This is a genomic window from Arthrobacter sp. B6, from assembly GCF_001663775.1.
Classification (GTDB): domain Bacteria; phylum Actinomycetota; class Actinomycetes; order Actinomycetales; family Micrococcaceae; genus Arthrobacter.
The window spans coordinates 3,244,140-3,265,295 of the sequence record NZ_KV467168.1 but is presented as its reverse complement, the minus strand read 5'-3'; the positions used below and the strand labels follow the sequence as shown (position 1 = coordinate 3,265,295).

At 68.1% G+C, this 21,156-nt stretch carries 22 protein-coding genes; 9 read left to right on the top strand and 13 right to left on the bottom strand.

The genetic code is table 11. The features are described 5' to 3' along the window. Positions 1–67 precede the first annotated feature (67 nt). Both AU175_RS14495 and AU175_RS14490 read right to left on the bottom strand, forming a co-directional pair. Positions 68–1,741 carry a DUF7059 domain-containing protein gene (locus AU175_RS14495; protein WP_066290172.1) on the bottom strand — a complete coding sequence of 558 codons (1,674 nt, stop codon included), beginning with the start codon at positions 1,739–1,741 and terminating at the stop codon, positions 68–70. 38 nt (positions 1,742–1,779) lie between these two features. Then, entirely contained in the window at positions 1,780–2,559 is a 780-nt protein-coding gene (locus AU175_RS14490; RefSeq protein ID WP_066290170.1) for a MerR family transcriptional regulator, read from the bottom strand. Positions 2,560–2,814: 255 nt separating this feature from the next. Between AU175_RS14490 and srmL the strand changes: the two genes are divergently transcribed. From srmL to AU175_RS14470, 5 genes are all read left to right on the top strand, one after another. Next, positions 2,815–3,846, top strand: coding sequence for a PheS-related mystery ligase SrmL (gene srmL / locus AU175_RS14485; RefSeq protein WP_231938579.1), 1,032 nt, complete (start codon positions 2,815–2,817; stop codon positions 3,844–3,846). Continuing rightward, positions 3,837–3,962 (top strand): hypothetical protein, encoded by a 126-nt coding sequence (locus AU175_RS22560; RefSeq protein ID WP_269449485.1) that lies wholly within the window; start codon positions 3,837–3,839, stop codon positions 3,960–3,962. Before srmL ends, AU175_RS22560 begins: the two co-directional genes overlap by 10 nt. Positions 3,963–3,994: 32 nt before the next feature. Beyond that, complete coding sequence (locus AU175_RS14480) at positions 3,995–4,432, top strand: hypothetical protein (RefSeq protein WP_066290168.1); 438 nt, start codon at positions 3,995–3,997, stop codon at positions 4,430–4,432. 59 nt (positions 4,433–4,491) lie between these two features. Continuing rightward, positions 4,492–5,091 (top strand): hypothetical protein, encoded by a 600-nt coding sequence (locus AU175_RS14475; RefSeq protein ID WP_156642327.1) that lies wholly within the window; start codon positions 4,492–4,494, stop codon positions 5,089–5,091. A 103-nt stretch (positions 5,092–5,194) separates the two neighbouring features. Then, the gene (locus AU175_RS14470; protein ID WP_231938578.1) at positions 5,195–5,794 is read left to right on the top strand and encodes a hypothetical protein; all 600 of its coding nucleotides are present in this window, start codon (positions 5,195–5,197) and stop codon (positions 5,792–5,794) included. Between the two features lie 29 nt (positions 5,795–5,823). Here the strand turns inward: AU175_RS14470 and trhO are convergent, their stop codons facing one another. Then, on the bottom strand, positions 5,824–6,717 hold the full coding sequence (trhO, locus tag AU175_RS14465) for an oxygen-dependent tRNA uridine(34) hydroxylase TrhO (RefSeq protein ID WP_066290161.1): 894 nt from the start codon (positions 6,715–6,717) through the stop codon (positions 5,824–5,826). Between the two features lie 227 nt (positions 6,718–6,944). Between trhO and AU175_RS14460 the strand changes: the two genes are divergently transcribed. Next, positions 6,945–7,637, top strand: coding sequence for a GNAT family N-acetyltransferase (locus AU175_RS14460; RefSeq protein ID WP_066290155.1), 693 nt, complete (start codon positions 6,945–6,947; stop codon positions 7,635–7,637). Between the two features lie 28 nt (positions 7,638–7,665). Further along, positions 7,666–10,110 (top strand): DEAD/DEAH box helicase, encoded by a 2,445-nt coding sequence (locus AU175_RS14455; protein ID WP_231938577.1) that lies wholly within the window; start codon positions 7,666–7,668, stop codon positions 10,108–10,110. On the opposite strand, the gene AU175_RS14450 is transcribed toward AU175_RS14455, so the two are convergent. From AU175_RS14450 to ssd, 7 genes are all read right to left on the bottom strand, one after another. Next, positions 10,107–10,466 (bottom strand): Rv3654c family TadE-like protein, encoded by a 360-nt coding sequence (locus AU175_RS14450; RefSeq protein WP_066290152.1) that lies wholly within the window; start codon positions 10,464–10,466, stop codon positions 10,107–10,109. The genes AU175_RS14455 and AU175_RS14450 overlap by 4 nt on opposite strands. Further along, positions 10,463–10,879, bottom strand: a complete 417-nt coding sequence (locus tag AU175_RS14445; RefSeq protein ID WP_231938576.1) for a TadE family type IV pilus minor pilin — start codon at positions 10,877–10,879, stop codon at positions 10,463–10,465. Before AU175_RS14445 ends, AU175_RS14450 begins: the two co-directional genes overlap by 4 nt. Positions 10,880–10,971: 92 nt before the next feature. Then, a complete protein-coding gene (locus AU175_RS22445; protein WP_082979170.1) occupies positions 10,972–11,316 on the bottom strand; it encodes a DUF4244 domain-containing protein in 345 nt (114 codons plus the stop codon). Between the two features lie 313 nt (positions 11,317–11,629). Continuing rightward, positions 11,630–12,307 carry a type II secretion system F family protein gene (locus AU175_RS14435; RefSeq protein ID WP_066290150.1) on the bottom strand — a complete coding sequence of 226 codons (678 nt, stop codon included), beginning with the start codon at positions 12,305–12,307 and terminating at the stop codon, positions 11,630–11,632. Continuing rightward, positions 12,304–13,164, bottom strand: a complete 861-nt coding sequence (locus AU175_RS14430; RefSeq protein WP_066290148.1) for a type II secretion system F family protein — start codon at positions 13,162–13,164, stop codon at positions 12,304–12,306. Before AU175_RS14430 ends, AU175_RS14435 begins: the two co-directional genes overlap by 4 nt. Continuing rightward, positions 13,161–14,381, bottom strand: a complete 1,221-nt coding sequence (locus AU175_RS14425) for a TadA family conjugal transfer-associated ATPase (RefSeq protein WP_231938575.1) — start codon at positions 14,379–14,381, stop codon at positions 13,161–13,163. Before AU175_RS14425 ends, AU175_RS14430 begins: the two co-directional genes overlap by 4 nt. Positions 14,382–14,410: 29 nt before the next feature. Continuing rightward, entirely contained in the window at positions 14,411–15,613 is a 1,203-nt protein-coding gene (ssd, locus tag AU175_RS14420) for a septum site-determining protein Ssd (protein WP_442855300.1), read from the bottom strand. Positions 15,614–15,792: 179 nt separating this feature from the next. Here ssd and AU175_RS14415 point away from each other — a divergent pair, with 179 nt between their 5' ends. Together AU175_RS14415 and AU175_RS14410 are read left to right on the top strand one after the other, a co-directional pair. Further along, positions 15,793–17,511: a bifunctional 3'-5' exonuclease/DNA polymerase gene (locus tag AU175_RS14415; RefSeq protein WP_066290145.1), complete on the top strand. Its 1,719-nt coding sequence runs from the start codon at positions 15,793–15,795 to the stop codon at positions 17,509–17,511. 206 nt (positions 17,512–17,717) lie between these two features. Continuing rightward, on the top strand, positions 17,718–17,912 hold the full coding sequence (locus tag AU175_RS14410) for a YegP family protein (RefSeq protein ID WP_066290144.1): 195 nt from the start codon (positions 17,718–17,720) through the stop codon (positions 17,910–17,912). A gap of 32 nt (positions 17,913–17,944) precedes the next feature. Here the strand turns inward: AU175_RS14410 and AU175_RS14405 are convergent, their stop codons facing one another. From AU175_RS14405 to AU175_RS14395, 3 genes are all read right to left on the bottom strand, one after another. Beyond that, entirely contained in the window at positions 17,945–18,622 is a 678-nt protein-coding gene (locus tag AU175_RS14405) for an NUDIX hydrolase (RefSeq protein ID WP_066290142.1), read from the bottom strand. Further along, complete coding sequence (gene nth, locus AU175_RS14400; protein WP_066290139.1) at positions 18,619–19,419, bottom strand: endonuclease III; 801 nt, start codon at positions 19,417–19,419, stop codon at positions 18,619–18,621. The genes AU175_RS14405 and nth overlap by 4 nt, the downstream gene beginning before the upstream one ends. Positions 19,420–19,493: 74 nt before the next feature. Continuing rightward, entirely contained in the window at positions 19,494–20,876 is a 1,383-nt protein-coding gene (locus AU175_RS14395; RefSeq protein WP_066290137.1) for a hypothetical protein, read from the bottom strand. Positions 20,877–21,156: the final 280 nt, after the last annotated feature.

Here is a 21,156-nt window from a genome sequence, read left to right as displayed (position 1 = left end):
GTCCGGCAGCTGTGAAGGAACCGTTTGATATCAGCACCCGCGGGAAGCCACCGGTCCTGGACGGAAGTCAGGCAGGCAGCAGGAACCCGTCCCGAACGAGGTTCGCCACGTCGGCGAGCAGCCCGGTTCGGAACGTGCCGCCGTCGAACCCGTCCTCCCCTGCCAGGCTGCCGCCCAGCAATGCTTCCAGGGCGCCGGCGATCTGCCCGACCGTCAGGTCGCCGTCGCACGCCGAGACGAAGCCGGCCAGTTCGGTGCTGAGCAGGTTGGTCCGGCGCAGGCCGGCGCCCTGGCGCAGCAGGATCACCCCCGGGTGCTCGGCTCCGGGGCGCTGGTGCCGTTCCTCGGTGACATCGTCAGCCACCAGCAGGTGTGCGTCTTCCAGGCTGTTGGCAGCCAGCCAGTCAGAACGTTCGACGGCGGTACCCAGGTGGGGCCCGACGGGCTGCTCGATGGGGTACCGGATTTCCTCGAACCGGCTGATGACGGCGGTACCCGGCGCGGTGTGGTGCGGCCGGCGCAGCCAGATCATGCCGAACCCGATTCCGTCCACGTTCCGGGACGCGAAATCCGCGAGGTAGGCGGCGTAGGCATCCTGGTAGTGCTTCCGGTCGCGGGATTCGGACGCGTCCTGCAGCCAGGTTTCGGCGTACTGTTCCGGTCCCACCTGCTCGCGCTGGATGAACCAGGCGTCCGTGTCCGGCGTGATCCATCCCTGCGGCCGCTCCTGCCATCCCGTGCCGGCGGTGATTTCCCAGTTCCCCAGCAGCTGCGCTGTGCCGCCGGGGACCAGGACATCAGGCAGTGCCGACACGAGCGACGCCACAATGTCGTCGCCTGGCAGCCCGCCGTCGCGGTAGGTGAACTGTCCGGAGTCGTCCCCGCCGGGAGTCCGCGGCGTGATGACGAATGGCGGGTTGGACACCACCAGCTCAAACTCTTCCCCGGCCACCGGCTCCAGGAGCGATCCCAGCCGCAGGCTGACCCTGTCCTCGAGCCGTTCCGGGTCCAGGTGCAGCGCCTCAGCGTTCAGGAGCAGGTTGAACCGGGTGAAGGCCAGCGCCCGCTCCGAGATGTCCGTGGCCGTGACGTGCTCGGCATGGTGCAGGAGGTGGAAGGACTGGACTCCGCAGCCCGTCCCCAGGTCCAGCGCCTTGGCGACATGGCGCCGGATGGTGGTCTGCACCAGCGTGGTGGAGGCCTGCCCGATCCCCAGCACGTGGTCGTGCCGCAGGACCCCGGCCTGCTGGTGCGCGGCGAGGTCGCTGGCAACCCAAAGCTCGGCGCCGCCGCTGCCGTCAGCGCCCTCCCCTTCGGTGCCTTCCCAGCCGTACGGCCGCAGATCCGCCTTGGCCTGCAGCAGGTCCGTACCGGGCCCGCCAGGGCCGGACTCGGGCTCAGCCAGCCCGAGCTCCACCAGGCCGTCGGCCCGGATGCCCGGCAGGGCGGCGTCGAGCGTTTCGCGCGTCTGCGGTACAGCCAGCAGCCAGAGGCGTACGACGGCGGCGAGCGCCGCCGTCGTACGCTCGCCGTGGGTGGCGCCCTCGGTGGCGAGCAGCGCCGGGATGAGCTGGTCCCGGTTCAGCGCGCGGTAGGCGGACTCGCCCAGGAGCCCGGCCACGCCGTCGAGTGTGTAGTCCACCCGGCGGAGATCGGCGGCGAGCGCCGTCAGCAGTCCGGGGAGGTCGCTCCGCGGGGCGTCGGGGGTGTTGCCGGCCAGAAAGAGGGTGGAATCATTCACCGGTCAAGTCTACTGGCGCGGTACCACCGGCCTGACGGCTACAGGTTCTGGTCCGCGTAGATCCTCAGCGCATCCCGGACGAACGAGGCGCCATCAGCCCCGCCGTAGTTCTTGGCGAACCGGGGGTCCGCCACGTACATTTCGCCGAGGCCGGTGACGTACCCCTTGACGCCGCCCGTTCCCTTCCCGCCACTGCCGCGGGCGTCCGCCGCCGGTGTTCCCGGAATGCTGGTCAGCCACTCCACGTGCCGCTTCGCGAGCGCCTGCGCTTCCGCGCTGTCCGCTGCCATGCCAGACGTTGCGGCGGCGATCCAGTCCTCCCCCAGCTTCTGCGAGCGCTGCTTCCACGTGGCCTTCTCGTCCGCGCTCATGCCGCGCCACCACGAGTCCCCCTTGGCGTAGGCGTCCTTGCCCCAGCGTTCCTCCACCTCGTCCTTGTACTGCGTGTGGTCGAAACCGTTGAACATATCTTCTGCCATGATTTCGCCGCCTCCTTTCACTGCTTCGATGGTTTGCGTGACCGACGCGATCTGCCGCGCCAGCCTGTCCTGTTCCTGCTTCAGCCACGTGAGATGCCCGGTGAGAGCCCTGGCTGCGTCCGCTTCGTCGTCGAGCACCTGGCCGATCACCGGCAGGCCCAGCCCCAGCCCCCGCAGGAGCAGGATGCGCTGGAGCTGCACAAGCGCGGCCTGGTTGTAGTACCGGTAGCCGTTGTGCCCGGTGCGGCTGGGCTTGAGCAGTCCGATGTCGTCGTAGTGCCGGAGCGTCCTGCTGGTGGTGCCAGCTATCCGGGCGATGTCCTGGATGGACCAGTCCATGGCGTCCTCCTTTCGTGGGCCTCTCCGTGCTGGTACTTCGACGATAGGGGTTGACGTAGCGTCAAGGTCAAGGGGCCTTTGAAGGTGCGGCGTATCATTGGCGCATGCGCACACAGCAGCGATTTATCAGCCCTCGGCCGCTTACCGGCCGCACGGGCTTCCCATCGCGCGCCTGACTGGAGCTGCCGGGGTCCGTCCGGCGCAGCGGTTGAGGGTGACCTCCCGCCCGTACCTGTTGCACCAAAGGACCCCGACATGAAGACTTACCTTTCCCTTTCCCAGCTCAACTCCGCCCTTTCCCTGCGTGACCTGTCCGACCCCGGGGCAGGGCCGCACGCCATGCAGCAGCTCCTCGCCGACGTCGTTGTGGCCCTGGAGCGCCTCTGGGGCGTGCCGTCCCGGACCCACAGGCTGAACCCGCTCGTGGCCACGGCAGACAACTATGACCGGCTGGGATACTCGCCCGACGACGTCACCCGGGATTCGCGCTATTCCCGCCATGTGAGCCCCACGGTGATGCTCCGTAGCCACACGTCCGCAGGCATCCCGGCGCTGCTGGATTCGCTCCGCGGCGAGCTGGGCCACTACGACGAACTGCACGTGCTCCCGGGCCTGGTGTACCGCCGCGATGCGATCGACCGCACGCACGTGGGCGCGCCGCACCAGGTGGACCTCTGGCGGCTCAAGGCGCGCGGGCTGCTGGGGCCCTCAGACCTGCAGGCCATGATGGCCGCGGTGGTGGAGGCGGTGCTGCCCGCTGCGGAGAACCCGGACGTGCAGTGGCGCTCCACCCCGGCACTGCACGGTTACACCGCGGCCGGCCGGCAGCTGGATGTGCTCGTGACGCAGCCGGACGGGCGCCGCGAGTGGCTGGAGCTCGCTGAGTGCGGGCTGGCAGCGGCTCCGGTACTGCGCTGCTCCGGCCTGGACCCGCGGCGCTGGGCCGGCCTGGCCCTCGGGATGGGGCTGGACCGCGCGCTGATGCTGCGGAAGGGAATCACGGACATCCGCCTGCTGCGCTCGGGGCAGCCCGATGTCCAGGCCCAGATGCTCAACCTGGCGCCGTACCGGCCCGTCTCTGCCATGCCGGACATCCGGCGCGACCTGTCGCTCGTGCTGGACTCCGGCGACGATGCCGACGTCGAACTCCTGGGCGACTCTGCACGCACCGCCCTGGGGGCGGATGCCGACGTCCTGGCGGCATTGGAGGTGTTGGCCGTGACCACGACGCCGGAGCTGCCGCCGGCCGCCTCCGGATGCGTCCCGGGCAGGTCAACGTGTTGCTGAGGCTCGTCCTGCAGCCGCTGGACAGGACGCTGACCGACAGGGAAGCCAACGCGCTGCGCGACAGGGTGTACCTGGCGCTGCACCGGGGCGAGGTGGTGGAGCTGATCGCCGGGTAAGGATAGCCAGGCGGCCCGGGTAAGTTGGAGGTATGGCTGTCCTTCCTCCATCCCTTTCACGTGCCCTTTCCGTGGCGGCCGCCGCCGCTGTACTGCTGGGTCTGTCCGGCTGCGCCCAGCAGCTTTCGGTGGAGAACGCGGATGTGCCGGCCTGGAAGGCCACCGCGCTGCCTTCGGCCAGCGGTCTCGTGGCCGAGGACGCCGGCAAGATCCTGAATGCCCAGCCGGTGGACCACACGGAGAATGTCCCGGCAGGCACTTACAGGCTGACGCTGGTCTGTGAGGGCGGCGGCAAGGCCTTCCTCGCGGTGCGTTCCGGGGGCAAGGAGCTGGCTGACCTCGGAGCAGCCTGCTACGGCACGCGGGAGTCCGTGAAGATCGCCCTCGCCGAAGCGGGCCGGCTGGACCTCAGCGCTTCCAGCGTGGATGCACCCTTGATCTACGCCTACCAACTGGTGTCCGCCGGTTAGTTTCGGGAGCTGGTCTCAGCGTGACTTGCGGCGGTCCCGTGCATCTGTAGGCTCGGGCCATGGCACTTCTTGGGGGAACGTCCGTTGGTTACAGATCCGCGTCGCAGCGAAGTAGGGCGCAAGGGCCCGCCGTGCGGGGCGTCAAGGTGGCCATGGGAGCGCTGTTGGCCGTGGCCATGCTCGGCGGGTGCGAGTACGCCGATACCGACCCTGTGCCGGATGCCAGCACATCTGCGGCGCCCTCCATTCCTCCGCTGACGGGCATCAGCGAGGAGGAAGCCGTACGCCAGTCGGAGGTGATGGCGGAAGTTGATGCCCTCATGGGTCCCCAACCAGACATGCATTTCTTTGGCGTTGCGGGTGGAATGCGGGGAGGATCCGGCATCAGCAGCACGGGCCTGGTGCCGGACGCGGGCGACTACCCGGTGCGTGCGGCCTGCACAGCCGGGCAGAGCGCTGTCCTGACAATCCGCCAGCACGGGGCAGTGCTCCTCACGCAGGAAATCAGCTGCGGAACGCCCTACAACGCCGTGGTTCAGCTCGGGGCCGGCGAGGTTTCGGCGGCCCTTGAACCGACCGACCATGGCCTCGTTGGCGGCGCTGTCCTCTTCGCCGCCCCTCTGGGTGCTACAGCTTTTCCGGGCCTGCCTCCCAACTGACGCCGGGAGTCGGCTTTCGCGGCGACGAGGCGCGGGGCGTACGCCGCTTTCCCCGTTACCAGAGCCACTGGCTTACGGGCTGGGGCGGGCTTAGAGTCGGAGTATGCCCGCGATGCAGGGGGCGCCGCCTCGTCAAAATGCGGTATCTATTCCGGACCCCAGCCCGTCCCGGAAGGCATCCCTGCGCATCCGGGCGAGGGCCGCCGTCGTACTGTGGGCAACAGCCGTTCTGGTGGCAACCGCCTCGCTTGCCGGCTGCGAATACACGTATGACGAAGGCTGGCGGGCACCCGAGTCTGTCCCCGGGCCGGCCTTCACCGAACCGGCATTCCGCGATCAGCTGCGCAATGAGCCCGTCACCGAAGCCGAACTGGAGGACTGGGTGGAGGAGGAGCTGCCCAACATCGAGCGGCAGCTGGTAATGGACTATGGCATCCTCACCGGAGGCGAGATCAAGTCCGAGACCGCGGCAGGACTGCCCGCCGGAACGTACGCCCTGGCCCTGGTGTGCCGGAGCCAGCGGCGGGTCACATTCACCGTCCGCAGCGACCAGTTCACGCTGGTGGACCTCACCCTGCGCTGCGGTTCCATCAGGTCGAACGTGATCTACCTGTCCAAGGAGTCTGCGCTTACTTTCCGTGTTGAGCCCAGGTCACTTGCGAATTACGCGTACCGGCTGACCCCGATTGGACCGTCTGGCTGACCAATCCTCAGCTTCAGACTGCGCAGATTTCAGACCGTGCAGCCTTGGGGGCAGCGGAGCGTCTCCGGGCTGGCGGCACATCCGGCGCAGTACAGGGTCAGCGTGCGGCAGCTCGGGTTGGAGCAGTTCTCGAACTTGCTGGTGGGGGCAGCGCAGCGGACGCATTCACCGATGGTCTTGGCGTCCTCGCTGAACTCCAGGTGCATGCGCTTGTCGAAGACGTAGAGCGAGCCTTCCCAGAGGCCCTGGTCCTTGAAAGTCTCGCCGTAGCGGACGATGCCGCCGTCGAGCTGGTAGACCTCCTTGAAGCCGCGGTTCACCATCAGGCTGGAGAGCACCTCACACCGGATTCCGCCGGTGCAGTAGGTGACTACGGGCTTGTCCTTGAGGGCGTCGTACTTGCCGGAGTCGAGTTCCTTGATGAAGTCGTGGGTAGTGGCCACATCCGGGACCACCGCGTCCTTGAACCGGCCGATCTGGGCCTCAAAGGCGTTGCGGCCGTCGAAGAACACCACGTCTTCCCCGGCCTGTTTCCTGGCGTCCACGAGTTGGTGCAGTTCCTCCGGCTTGAGGTGGGTGCCGCCGCCCACCACGCCGTTCTCATCCACCTTGAGCTCGCCAGGAGCACCAAAGGAGACGATCTCGTCCCGGACCTTGACGCTGAGGCGGGGGAAATCGTCCGCACCGCCGTCGGACCACTTCACGTCGATGTCGTGGAAGCCCTTGTATTCCCGGGTGGTCTTCACATACTGCTTGACCGCGCCGATCTCGCCACCCACGGTTGCGTTGATGCCGTCCTTGGAGATGAGGATGCGTCCGGTCAGCCCCAGCTTCTCGCAGAGGGCACGCTGCCAGAGCCGCACCGCGTCCGGATCTGCGAGCGGGGTAAAGCCGTAAAAGAGGACAATTCGGTTCAAAGCCACGTATTTAAGGGTACTGGCTTCACCGCGCCGGGCGCGTTCCGGCGCTCAGCGGGCGCCTTCCCGCACGGCCACCGCAACGTCGTGCCTGTTCAGCGCGGTTTAGGGCGTTCTGTACCCGTGGACGACAACGGCGAAAGGCAGCATGGCCTCATCACAATTGCATAAGCAAGTCATCTCGGCGCAGCGAACCCCTGTTGCTTGTGACAGGGCTGGAATACTCTCATCACATGAGTCCGGACGCCATGGTTGGAGACATCACACACCTTCTTGAAGTCTGGGTTGCCGGCTGGGCCGGCTGCCGCGGCTACCAGACTGCCACCGAGGGGCGGTTTCCTGCGGCCCTTCGGAGCGACACAACCGGGGATTGGGAATACTTCGCCCACGATCCGTCAGATGACGAGTTTGCTTCCTTGGTGGCTAAGACCGCCGAGGCTCGGGCGAGGATCCTGACCGTCCTGACCAACGACGTCGCACGCTACACAACCCTGGCCCAAAATCACGGCCTCAACGTCACGTCCGACTCCCAGACGATGATGATCGTGGACATGGAAACCCAGGATTCCGAGGACCCGTGGCTCTCGGATGACGATCTCGCCCTGTCCACGTCTGAACTGGATGGCGTGCACCACGCCGTGGTCCGGTCCGGGGACACTGTGGCGGCCAGCGGCAGGGTGTTTGTTGTGGGCGATACCGCGGTCTTCGACAAGATCGTGACGGAGCCGGCATTCCAGCGCCGCGGGCTGGGCAGCTTCATTATGAAGGCCCTGGCCGCGCAGGCCTTCGAGCACGACGTGGAGAACGGCCTGCTCCTCGCCTCCCGTGACGGGCAGAAGCTGTACTCACACCTTGGCTGGTCCAACGTGTGCCGGGTCCTGATGTTATCCGCATCCGACGAAGGCGCTGACCTCTCCGTCGGGTAATTTTTCTCCGAATGACAGAATGTTGTCGGTGATCCCCCATGACTCGCTGATTCCCCTGCTAGGCCGCGGCCCGGACCCGGAACAGCTCCGTCATGTCCGCACGATTCCCGCGCGGAAGGCTGTCCACGCGGCGTGGCCGGGCTGGGCGCACCCCGATCTGGTGGCAGCCTATGGCTCGCTGGGCATTCACGAGCCATACCGGCACCAAATTGAAGCCGCCGACCTGGCCCACGGCGGCGAGCACGTTGTCATCGCCACCGGCACCGCCTCCGGAAAATCGTTGGCGTACCAGTTGCCTGCCTTGGACGCCATCCATCGTTCAGAACTCCGGGTCCTGTCCGAACCCGGAAAAATCCATGACGACGGCGCCGTGACGCTCTATCTCTCCCCCACCAAGGCCCTGGCGGCCGACCAGCTGGCCGCCATCCGCGCCTTGAAGCTGCCAACGGTCAGGGCTGAAACCTACGACGGCGACACCGACCCCGCCTCCCGGCGCTGGATCCGCGACCACGCGAATGTCATCCTCGCCAACCCGGACATGCTCCACTTCGGGATCCTGCCCAACCACGCCTGGTGGGCAGGCTTCTTCCGGCGGCTGCGGTACGTCATCGTGGACGAGGCCCACAGCTACCGGGGAGTGTTCGGCTCCCATGTGGCCAACCTGATGCGGAGGCTGCGCCGCATCTGCGCCTACTACGGCGCGGGAACGTCCCGGCCGGAGCCGGTGTTTATCGCAGCTTCCGCTACCGCTTCTGAGCCCGGCACGTCCTTCGGGCGGCTGATCGGCGCCCCGGTCCGTGCCGTCGCCCAGGACTGCTCCCCCCATGGCGCCACCACCGTGGCATTCTGGGAGCCGGCACTGACCGAACTCAAGGGCGAAAACGGGGCCAGGGAGCGGCGGACTGCTGTGGCGGAAACGGCCGACCTGCTGGCAAACCTCGTTTCCGCACAGATCCGCACCATCGCCTTCATCAAGTCCCGGCGCGGTGCCGAGACCATTTCCTCGATCACAAAACGCCTCCTGGACGAGGTGGACCCCAGCCTGCCACAGCGCGTGGCTGCCTACCGCTCCGGGTACCTGCCGGAAGAACGCCGCGCGTTGGAAAAGGCACTGCGCTCCGGCCAACTCCTGGGTGTCTCCAGCACCTCCGCCCTGGAACTCGGGATCGACATATCCGGCCTCGACGCGGTGCTGGTGGCCGGCTGGCCTGGCACCAGGGCATCCCTCTTCCAGCAGATCGGCCGGGCGGGCCGGGCAGGCCAGGACGCCATTGCCGCGTTTGTGGCGAGCGACGACCCGCTGGATACCTACCTGGTGAACCATCCCGAGGCGATCTTTGACGTCTCCGTTGAGGCCACGGTTTTCGATCCTTCCAATCCGTACGTGTTGGGGCCACACCTGTGCGCTGCCGCCGCGGAGCTGCCATTGGGCGTGACCGAGCTGGGCCTCTTCGGCAGTTCGGCCGAGAAACTGCTGGGACAGCTGGTGTCCCAGGGATACCTGCGGCGCCGGCCCGCTGGATGGTTCTGGACACACTCGCAAAGCGCCGCCGCCATGGTGAACCTCCGTGCCGACGGGGGCGGCCCCGTAAGCATTGTTGATGCCGACACCGGCTCGCTGCTGGGAACCATGGACTCGCCGCAGACGCATTACCAGGCGCACACCGGAGCCGTCTACGTCCACCAGGGCGACAGCTATGTGGTGGAGGACCTGAACGAGGACGAGCACTGCGTGGTTGTCCGGCGTGCCAATCCGGACTATTACACAACTGCCCGCGACGTGACCCAGATCGAAGTGCTGGAGACGCTGCGCACGGCTCAGTGGGGTGACGTCGCTGTGCACTTCGGTGATGTGAAGGTGACAACGCAGGTGGTCTCCTTTCAGCGCAAGGCCCTGATCTCAAATGAAATCCTGGGTGAGGAGCCGCTGGAGCTGGGCGCCAGGGACCTGTTCACCAAGGCCGTCTGGTTCGTTGTGGACAACCGCTCCCTGACCGGGGCGGGGCTCATCGAGGCCCAGTTCCCCGGCGCCCTCCACGCTGCCGAACATGCCGCGATCGGACTCCTGCCCCTGGTGGCCTCCAGCGACCGGTGGGACATCGGCGGCGTTTCGACGGCCATCCACGCCGACACCGGGGTGCCCACCATCTTTGTGTATGACGGGCACCCCGGCGGCGCGGGCTTCGCCGAACGCGGCTTTGATAAGGCCAAAGTGTGGCTCTCCGCCACCCGGGACGCCATTGAGGCCTGCGAATGCGAAGCCGGCTGCCCGTCCTGCGTGCAGTCCCCCAAATGCGGGAACAAAAATAATCCGCTGGACAAAGCGGCTGCCATCACCCTCATTGATGTCCTGCTCAAGGATGCCAGCGAGGCACTTCCCCCCGCCGTGCAGGCCCCAGCCGGAACCCCTCAGGACCGTGAGCCCGCCAACCGTGAGCCCGCCAACCCGGGGCCCGCCAACCTTGAGGGCTAGGGCGGCGGTCCCGCCCTGGCGCGGCCGGCGGCTGTTCCCAGCGTGGTCCTTGCCAGGAGTTCGGTCCTGACCTCGATGGTCTGGCCTGCCCCTGCGCTGCAGCTGACCACCTTGGCGGCATGCCGGCCAGCTACTTCCGCCGCGACTGCGCACGGATCCCCCTCTGTGAGGCCGCGGAGGGCATCCGCCGCGGCGAGCGCGGCAAGATCCGCGGCCGCCGCAGCCCTTGTGGCCATCACGGCCGACTGGGCCAGCAACAGAACGAGTGTCATGGCCATGATCACCACCAGCGCCAGTCCGGCAGCAAGGACGGTTCCGGATCCGCGCTCTGGGTGGTCCGGCAAACTCCGGCTCATGCCACAGTGCCTGACGAACGGTTCCGTTGCCAGGGTGGCCCCGCTGGGATTTGATCGTGGGTCGGCGGGCCCGGTATGGCAGACCCACGGGCGCCCGCCGTTTCGATCCGGGTGGAAGCCCTTGCAGTCAGAGTCCACGGCACCGCCGACCCCAACGTCCCGGCCACTTTGTCGGCCACGGTGACGTTAACCCATTCGCCCTCTGCCGCGATGGCCGCCGTGGCCGAGGCTCCGGCGAGCCTGCTCACTATCGCTTCCGCCGCTGCCGGGCTCTCGCCCCGTGCCAACGCCCTCGCGCCTGCGAGCGCTGCCTCTTCAAGCCGCAGCTGGGTGGCTCCCGCTGCGGCACCGGCCAGCAGCAGCGCCAAGAGCAGCAGTACGGCCGGAAGCGCCACGGCGAACTCCGCAGTCACGGCTCCCCGGGCCTTCCCCGGCCCGGGGCAGCCACGCTGGCCGCAGCTGCAGCTGTTTCCGCATCTGCCGAGGCGCCAGGGCAGGAGCCCGGTCACGGCAAGGCCAGTGCCGTACGGATGAGGTTCAGGAGGAAACCGCGCACCTCATCACTGCGAAGAATGAACACCAGCAGTCCGGCGAAGCCCACGGCAGCGAGGGTGGCAATGGCGTATTCGGCGGTGGCCATTCCCGCTTCCGACCCGAGGCGGCGCATTCGGCCGCGGCTGTGTCCGCGTCTCCTGCTGGCGCCCGGGTAGAGCTCCACGACGTTGTTGTTCATCTCGGCGGCGGCATCCGACTCTTGTGCTCCGGCGCCCCCTTCGACTTCGACGGTGGTTTCGGCGCGTGAGGCCCTGTGTTCCGTGGCGCTGGCGGCTGTGCTTTGGTTCATCAGCATGGTGTTTTCCTTTCAGAGGTCCGGCCCGGTTGCCGGTACGTCCGACTCTTCCCGGCCGGGCCGGCGGCGGTAAGGGACCGGCCGCCCTAAGTGGATAAGCAGGAGCAGGTCACGGCTGTGGAGGAAAGGATCCACCTCCGGCCAACGGCCAGGAAGGGCGCAAGACTCAGGAGGCAAGCCGGCTCAGGATCGCCCCATGGTGGGAAGGTGTACTGGGGCCACGCGGTCAAACGGGGAGCGGGCTCTGGAGGGAAAACGTGCAAGGACCAGGCTCAGGATCGACCCACGGTGGAAGGCATACAGCGGCCAATCATTAGGCAGGCACCAGGGCAAGGAGCACGGGAACGACGCCGAGGCAGATGAACGCCGGCAGCGAGCACAGCCCCAACGGAATCACCAGCTTCACTCCGAGGGACGCTGCGCGCTTTTCGGCCGCCCGGAACCGCTCACGTCGGATCCTGGCGGCCTGTGCATAGAGAATCGCCGACGACGGAGCGCCGGTCACTGCCGCGAAGCCCAGCGAGTCCCGCATTTCCAGAATTTCGGACAGGCGGACTTCCGAGCTGCGCCAGGCAGTCTCCCAGTCCGCCCCGATGGCCAGCGCCGACACAACAGGCCGGAGTGACTGGCGGCACTCCGGGGAAGCAGCAGCTGCGACGAGTTCCAGTGAACGGCCGATTCCGGAGCCCGCGTCCAGCATGGCGGCCACCAGTTCCAGCATCATGGCGGTGTCCCGCAGGCCGTCGAGGTTGCCGCCGGAGCCCAGGGACTGTGTCCCCCTCCGGGCGGGTCCGGCCCTGCCGCCCAACCGGCCCTGCTGACCTGGCCATTCACCCGCCTGGTTCCCCTGAGCCGGGTGCACCTTCGTGGCAATGCCGGGGCCGAGACCCTTCAGCCGCGTCACCACTCGCCCGGGATCCGCGAAAGCCACGACCGCGGCAGCGGCCAGGCTGGCCAACATGACGGCGGCAGCCAGCAATGACGCGGTCATGGCACCCCCGCTCCGGCTGCCGCCCGGACCAGCCGGGCGGACCAGATCCGGCCGGCGACGGTGAGAACCAGGCCGGAGGCCAGGGAGGCCAGACCAAGAGGTGTCCCGACCAGAATGGCCACCGGGTCCACGCCCAGGGCGATGCCCAGCCCAAGTCCCATCAGCGGAAGCCAAGTCAACAGGCCGACTGTGGCCCGGGGACCGGCCAGGGCAGTCTGCCGGGCCGCTTCGGCATCGTCCTCCACCTCCAGCTGCGCGGCAAACCGCGTCAGCACGTCAGCGAGCGGGCATCCACTGGCCTCGGCAATGTCAAAGCATGCGGCAAGCTGGTCCCAGATCCGCGGCTCCCTTCCGCCCGCGCGCCCAAAGGCGGCAGGGACAGCACTCCTGATGGCATCCGACGCCGGCGCGCCGCGGAACGCGGCAGCGCGTGCTGCTCCGAGCACTGCAACAGAGCCTGGACTGAGGCGCGAACCCGCTCGCAGCCCGGCCGTCCTGTCGCTGTGGCCAGCCTCCCCGGGCTGCGCAGAGTAAAGGGACCACAGCTCGTCCCAAAGCCGCGCCGGGGCCCTGCCACCCTTCAGCAGCGCCGCCAGCTGCTGAACCACGAGTGACATGGAGATGCTGCCGGAATCTCTGCGGTTCCGTCGGAGGAGGCCTGCCCGCGTACCGTGCCGGGCGGAATTTCGGCTGGCGGACATTCCCCGGCCCGGGAGGTTGAAGACAGCTGGTCCTGTCGCAGCCCCGACGCCGCCCGCGCGGCCCACGGCACGCCTGAACCGGTTGGCCGCAGTCCGGGCCGGGCGCACGAACAGCCAGGCGGCCAGGACCAGGCAGCCTGCGAGAAGGGCAGTCACGCCGCTGTTCCGGTGAGGCGCTCATCCAGCCCCAGCCGGCCGGCCAGGAGGACCCATGCCGGGCCGGGAGTGGCTTCGTCCCCACGTATCTCGAGTGCGGGAACAACGTTCAGGCTGCCTGGGCCCTCCTCCATCACACCGATGCACGCCACCCGGCGTCCCCGGGGTGGCCTGTCCACGTGGATGACCACGTCGAGCGCGCTGGACGCCTGGAGCCGTACGGCATCCTGCCCCAGCCCGGCCAGGGCACCCAGTGCCGTCAGGCGTGCTGGGACAGCCGTGGCCGTGTTCGCGTGGATGGTTCCGCCGCCGCCGGTGTGGCCGGTGTTCATCGCGGTCAGCAGCTCCCGGACCTCGGCGCCGCGGCATTCGCCGACCACCAGCCTGTCGGGCCGCATCCGCAGCGCCTGGCGGACAAGTTCGCCCAGGTCCACTTCGCCGCCGCCTTCGAGGTTGCCATGGCGGGACTCCAAGGACACAACGTGCGGGTGGACGGGGTTCAGTTCGGACGCATCTTCGATCAGGACCATGCGCTCACGCGGGGAGCACAGGCTGAGCATCGTGGACAGCAGGGTGGTCTTGCCTGAGCCGGTGGCCCCGCTGATGAGGAAGCTCAGCCGACGCTCGACAACACGTTCCAGGACGTTCTGAACGGTCCCGCCGAACATGCCACCGCCCCGCAGCTCATCCATGGTAAAAACCTGCTCCCGACGGATGCGGACACTCAGCAGGGTGCCGGCGGTGGAGATCGGCGGGAGCACCGCGTGGATGCGGTAGCCGCCGTCGAGCCTGACATCGACACAGGGCGAACCGTCGTCCAGGCGCCTGCCGCCGGCCGCGACCAGCCTGGATGCGAGCGCCCGCACCTGGGTTTCGCCGGCGAAGGACACAGCCGAGCGTTCCAGTCCGTTTCCCCGGTCCAGCCACACGCAGTCGGGTGCATTGACAAAAATGTCCGTAACAGCCGGATCCCGCGTGAGCTCCTGAAGCGGTCCCAGCCCGTTGAGCTCAGCGCTGATCCGTTCCACCGCGGCGAGGGAACCAGCCGTTCCGAGCATCTTTCCCGTGGCCTGGACAGCTGCGGCCACCCGGGATGCAGTCACCGGCCCTGCCTCGGCCATCACTGATTCCCGGACTGACTCCAACAGCCCTGAGTCCAGGCCCCGGGGATCAAGGATCCGCGCCTGGCGGCGGCGTGCCACAGCTGGTGGCGGCACGGAGCCCGGTGGAAAAGGAGGCCGCCCGCTCACGGCAGCCCGCCTGCGGCGGGTTCGCCGTCGAGCAGGTCCAGGACAGAAGCCGCAAAGTGCCGCACGCTGCGGCGTTTCCCCAGCTCAAGAAGGCGCCCGCTCTCCGAAGCACCTGTCACGCCGCGGAGGTCAGGAACCCGGCCGTGGACAGGGAGCCCCACGGCGTCGGCAATCAGTGCACTGTCCAGGGCGGCGCCGGCCTTTCCCCGGACCAGCAGGGCGGCCTCCACGGGCGGAAGTTCCTGGAGCAGCCGGGCCGAAGCCACCGCTGCCTTCAGCTGGGCAGGAAGCACCACCAGGATCCGGTCGCAGTCCCACGCGAAGGTGTGCAGCGGCTCGGAGCCGCGGCCGATGTCCACCACAACCAGCTCGTAGCCCCGCCGTGCGGCATCGAGGACCCCGCCGGCGGCCACGGCATCCACTGGCGCGGCACGTTCCCGGCTCCCGGGCCAGGACAGGAAGGAAAAGCCACCCGTGATGGGAAGGGAGTCAGAGAGCTGGCCCGGATCGATGCTCCCACTCGCCTCCGACAGGTCCGGCCAACGGAGTCCGGGCAGTTCTTCGGCGGCCAGCGCCAGCTCCAGGCCACCGCCCCAGGGGTCGCCGTCCACCAGCAGCACCCGGACGCCCATACCGGCGGCCGCCTGGGCGATCCAGATGGCGGCGGTGGTGGCGCCCGCCCCGCCGCATCCGCCGGTGACGCCCAGCACCAGGCCGCCGGCCTGGGGCGAGCGCGACCGGCTGAGGTATTCGGCCAGCCAGGCAGCCGCATCCGGCAGGACGGCTACGCGTTCGGCTCCGAGGGCGGCCGCCAGGTGCCACAGGCTGTCGCCTTCCCCGTTGAGGCCCACGAGCACGGCGGGAGCGCGCCGCCGCGGCGGCAGTTCACGGACATCGCTGCCCACGAGCACAGCTGACGATGAGTCCCAGTACCTTGCCGCCTCCAGGGGGTCGGCCACTACCCGCAGCTGGCCGCCTGCGGCCGCGACGATGCGCTCCACTTCGCCCCGCAGAAAGTCGAATCCGGTAACCAGCAACACCTCCGCCGCTTCCTCCGGCAGCCATGCCCCGGGATCCGGGCCCCGGGCATGGGTCAGTTCGCCGGCCATGGCGGCTGGCTCCTCCGGTGCCGGGCGGCGAGCCGGCGTGAATGCGCTGGCCGGGCCTGACGGTGACGGGGCTTGCTGGTGCCTGCTCATAGGGCAACTCTCACCGCCAGGTTGCGAAACGGTAAGCCGTGAACCGTCCTATGTGGACAAAGTGCGCAACAAACGGGACCCCCAGAGCCTGTGGAGGACAACCGGGCGGCGGGCAACGCCGCGTGCCCGCCCCAGGAGGCCCGCACAAGCCGACCGCCGCGACAGGGCAGAATTGTCTTATGTACCTGCTGCTCGCCGCCCATCCCCACGGCGCAGCCTTCCAGGAACTCACCCAGGCCGGAGACCCCCACCCGAACACCCCCGAACCGCGGGTGGTCACCATGGGCGAGCTCGCCGCCGTCGTGCGTCACCTGGAAAGCCGGCCGAACGGCGGCCCCCCGCCGCGCTGGATATGGCACCGCACCCAGGACTGGTACCCCCTGCTGCTGGCGTCCGGCGTCGAGCTGGACCGGTGTTATGACCTCAGCCTGTGCGGCAACATCCTTGCCTGCTCCGAATTCACGGCCCATACCGACTACGCGCGGAACGCCGAAAAGTTCACGCTGGATGAGGAGCTCCAGCCGCCGCGTGCCCTCCAGCCGCCCGCACCGCCCGCGGAGCAGGGCGAACTGTTCGAGGACCCGGGCCGCGGCGCAACGCATCGCTGCACGCCCGAGGAACTCAGGGTCGAATACGCTGCACAACAGACGGCTCTGGCAGCCGCGAGCCCCGGGGAGAACCGGCCCAGACGGCTCCAGTTGCTCCTCGCCGCCGAATCCGCCGCAGCCATGATCGCCGCCGAAATGCAGCACGCCGGTGTGCCGTGGCGGGAGGACCTGCACGAGAAGATCCTCACCAACTACCTGGGGCCACGCCCACCTTCCGGCCACCGGCCGGCGAAGCTGGAAGCGCTGAACACCGAGCTGCGGGCGCTCCTCAGCTCCCCCGGACTGAACCCGGACTCACCGCAGGAACTGATGCGCGCCCTGCACCGGAACGGCATCGAGGTAAAAAGCACACGGCAGTGGGAGCTGAAGGAATCCAGCCATCCCGCCATCGAACCGCTGCTCGCCTACAAAAAACTTTCCCGCCTGCACACGGCCAACGGCTGGGCATGGCTGGACGCCTGGGTTGATGGCGGACGGTTCCGGCCCGAATATGTGGTGGGCGGCGTCGTCTCGGGCCGGTGGGCATCGCGCGGCGGCGGGGCCCTGCAGATTCCGCGCCAGATCCGCGGCGCCGTGCACGCCGATCCGGGCTACAGGCTCATCGTGGCAGATGCCTCCCAGCTGGAGCCCCGTGTCCTGGTGGCGCTGGCACAGGACACGAAGATGGCAGAGGCTGCACGCGACAAGGACCTCTACGCCGGCATCGCCGCCCAGGGTTTCGGCGGCGACCGTGCGAAAGCCAAAGTGGCCCTGCTGGGCGCCATCTACGGTGCCACCACCGGCGAGTCCGGACGCCTGATGCCGCAGCTGGCCAAGACCTACCCGCGCGCGGTGGGCTTCGTGGAACAGGCGGCGCGCGACGGTGAGGCCGGCGGCACGGTCACCACCCGGCTGGGCCGGAGCAGCCCGCCGCCCTCACGGCAGTGGTTCCAGAGCCAGCAATCCACCACCGCCGAGGAGCAGCGCCGTGCCGAATCCATTGCCCGCTCCCGGGGCCGGTTCACGCGGAACTTTGTGGTGCAGGGCTCGGCGGCGGACTGGGCGGCGTGCTGGCTCGCGGAACTACGACGGCGGCTGCGCGGGATGCGCGCGGAAGGTTCCGGCCGCGCGGAGCTGGTGTTCTTCCTGCACGACGAAGTGATGGTCCACGCCCCGGAGGAGCAGGTTGACGCGTGCATCGCGGCGATTGAAGACGCGGCCAGCGCAGCCAAGGAGCTGCTGTTCGGACGCATCCCGGTGGAGTTTCCGGTCAGCGTCGCTGTGGTGGACTCGTACGACAACGCCAAATAGCGGCGTCGGGAGGATTCCGGCACCATAGCGGTCCGCTGGCGGTTCCTCCAGTCACACGCTGGAATGGTCACGGTACGCCCCCTGAAGTAACCTACCCGGGAGTAGCTGGCCGAGCCCCTGTGAGCCGCGTTACAGTCAACTAACTGACTCAAGCAGGCGGGTCGAGCACTACATGCAAAGATGCATACCCAGGGGAGGTCCGGCATATGGCGGGCAGGTTCGAAATACACCGCGTGGGCGACGAGGCATACAGGCTCCGTCTCACCGACGCTGACGGCAACATCGTGGCGGTTTCGCCAAATTTCAAGCACGTAGGTGCCCTGCTGGAGGGCATCAAGGCCGTACGCGAGAATGCGGCCACCGGCATCGTGGTGGATCTCCGGCAACAGCCACAATCCTAGAAACTGCAACCGGCTGCGATGTTTGCGGCCGGTCAGATCATGATGTTATGCAGGCGGGACCGGTCCCAGGGGACGGCCCAGCCCAGCTGCTCAAAGAGCCCGGTGAGCACAATGCCGGTGAAGCCCCAGACCACCACCCCGTTGACCGTGAAGGCCGGGCTGTTGAATGTCCGGCCGCCGCGGCTGACGGTGGACATCACCCGGTTGTCCGGGTCCAGCAGGTCCCGGACCGGGATCCGGAAGACCTGCGCGGATTCCCCGTAATCCACCACGCGTACCGGCGACGGCGAGGCCCACCAGCCCAGCACGGGCGTCACCAGGAAGTTGCTCCGTGCCAGCCCAAGTTCCTGCAGCATGCCAAGGACTTCCACGCCGCCGGAGTCCAGCCCGGTTTCTTCTTCTGCTTCACGCAGCGCAGCCTCCACCGGCGTTTCTCCGGGATCGATGCTGCCGCCCGGAAACGCCACCTGGCCCGGGTGCGACTCCAGGGTGTGCGCGCGCTCCAGCAGCAGGACGTCAAGGTCAGCCGGCGCCAGCGGCTTGCCTGATGAAGCGGGGATGGTGTCCAGGACACCGAACAGCATCAGTACGGCCGCGCGGCGGGCGATACGTTCGTCCACGGTCAGCGTCGCCCACAGGGCATCGGGCTGGGGCGCTGTACCGGCTTCCGTCCGCTGCACCAGGTCGATCAGGTCCTGACGTGCGCTCACGGAACGCGTTTCTGTGATTCCATCCGGATTTCCGCTGCGCGGTGCGCCTCGGCCAGCAGCTGCCCCAGCAGCGGTTCGCTGCCGGGAGCGAGCTCGTACTTCAGCAGTTTGGCCGCCTTGCCGGGATCGGTCTCGCCCAGGCCGTAGCTGGGGCACCAGTTGGCCACCGGGCAGGCGCCGCAGGCAGGCTTCCGCGAATGGCAGACCCGCCGCCCATGGAACACCACCCGGTGCGAGAGCATGGTCCAGTCCCTGGGCTCGAACAGCTCCGCGACGTCGAACTCGATCTGGACGGGATCTTCGGACAGAGTCCAGCCGAAGCGGCGTGCCAGGCGCCCAAAATGCGTATCCACCGTGATCCCGGGGACGCCGAAGGCGTTGCCCAGCACCACGTTCGCTGTTTTGCGGCCCACGCCCGGAAGGGTCACAAGGTCCTCAAGCCGGCGTGGCACTACACCGTTGTATTCGTCCACCAGACGCGTGCCCAGCGCAATCAGGCTCCGGGTTTTTGCCCGGAAGAACCCAGTGGGTTTGATAATTTCTTCCATTTCGGCCGGGTCGGCCTCGGCCATCGCGCGGGCGTCAGGGTAACGGGCGAACAGCACCGGAGTGATCTGGTTGACTGTGACATCCGTGGTCTGCGCGGACAGGACGGTGGCCACCAGCAGCTCAAACGGGCTCCGGAAGTCGAGCTCGGCGTGCGCGTAGGGGTACTTTTCCGCGAGGGCCCTGTTGATGCGCCGCGCACGGCGCTTTAGGGCCAACAGCGACTCGGACGAAACCTTGGGACCGGTCACGGCCGCGGCTGCCGCTGGTGCGGCACCGCGGGCCGCCCCGTTCCTGGAAGGACGTGAAGTGGCCACCGGCCCGGCTAGCCGCGCTCGATGTTGCTCAGGTCGCGCAGCACGCCGACGCGGCCGTCCGTGTGCTGGACCAGGAACTCGTGGCCGCGGTCCTCGAGCGCCAATACCCAGCCACCAGGTTCGATGACGAAGGCCGGGGCCCCGGTCCGGGGATCAACGGCGGTCCGGTGCTGGGCGACGGCGAACCAGAAAGCCTCGTGGACCGGCTGCTCATCCGATTCCTCCGGCCGGCTTGCGGGGTCAACGGTGGCGCCGATGGGCTCTTCCTGCCTCACCTGCGGGTGGACGGCCGTGGCCGGCATGGGATCGTGGACCTGGCGGGCCTGCGCAGCCGTCGGCGCATCTCCGGCGTCGCCCTCGTTGGCTGCCGAAACAGGGGCGGGATGCACGACGTCGGCTGCCTGGGTTGGGGGCCCAAAGTCACCCTCTGCGGGCCACTCGGACACTTCAGGGGCGGACGAGACGGTGGCCGTTTCCTTGGCGGACTGCACCGGCTGTGCTTCCTTGGCGGACTGCGCGGGCTGGCCTCCGTGGGTGGGCTGCGCAGGCTGTGCGTCCTGGCCGGGCTGCGGGGAAGGCACAAAAGGCGACGTTCCCGGCGTCGAGACCGTATCGGAGCCCTCGTGCCCGGCGGAACCGGAGACAACGGACGAACCGGCGGCGGACCCCGCAGCGGCAGCCGAGCCCGCTGCAACACCGGCGGCAGCGGCGGGCACGGCAGCAGCATGCCCGCTGGCTGGTGAGGTGCCCGCCGCGGACTTCGGCTCGTTCTGGGCCTTAGGTTCCTTCGGCGCCTTGGGCGTGTGCGGCTTTGGCAGCGGCACCGCAGACTCGCGGGCCACTACGTGGGCCGGGGTCTCCTCGCGTCCCTCGAAGTCGCTGGCGAAATATGGAATGAACCGGCCCAGCACGGTGGCGGCAAACAGCACGATGGAGCCAAGGAGCCCGGCCAGGAGGGCGGGGTGGTATTCACCGGCCATGGACAGGAAGAAGAAGGCCACCGAGAAGGACGCCACGACCGACGCAAACTGGTCGATGGACAGCGATCCGATCCGGACCTTCGTGGCCGGAGCGAGCCTGCGTGCGGCAAACAGTGCGCTGACGATGAGCGGCAGGACGATTCCCAGGCCGAGGAAAAACAGGTTGCCCACGTTCCAGAGATTGAACCGGGTGAGGAAGACCGGCAGCAGGGAGGTGACGAAGAGAATGAGGGTGGCCGCGAAGACAGCGAGGTCCCGGACCGTGAAGTGCCCCAAAACCGCCTGGTGCCGGGAGCCGGGTTTCCCCGTGGCCGGCTTCGGCTGCCGTGTTCCCGCACTGCTCCCGGACGAGCCATCAGGTCCGGCCGCTGTTGCACGGCCGGACATCTGGCCGAAGCTCTGCTGGTTCATTTCTGTTTCTCCTTAGCGTGGCGGCACCGGAACCTTTCAGTCCCAAAAACCGTGCCGTCTGAAACGGTGCTGCCGGCCGGGTCACATGCAACGCTGTTACCTGCCGGACGGCTCCGTCGAAAGTCACAATTCAATCTCAGCCTAGTCAACAGCTTTCGCTATCACTAGCCGAAGGGCTGGCCGCCTGACGTCGGCGCCGGGTCCGCGAAACCATTCACCGCTTAATAAACGCCGTTCACGGTCACCTCTGTGACAGGGCACACACAGCCACGTGCTCAAG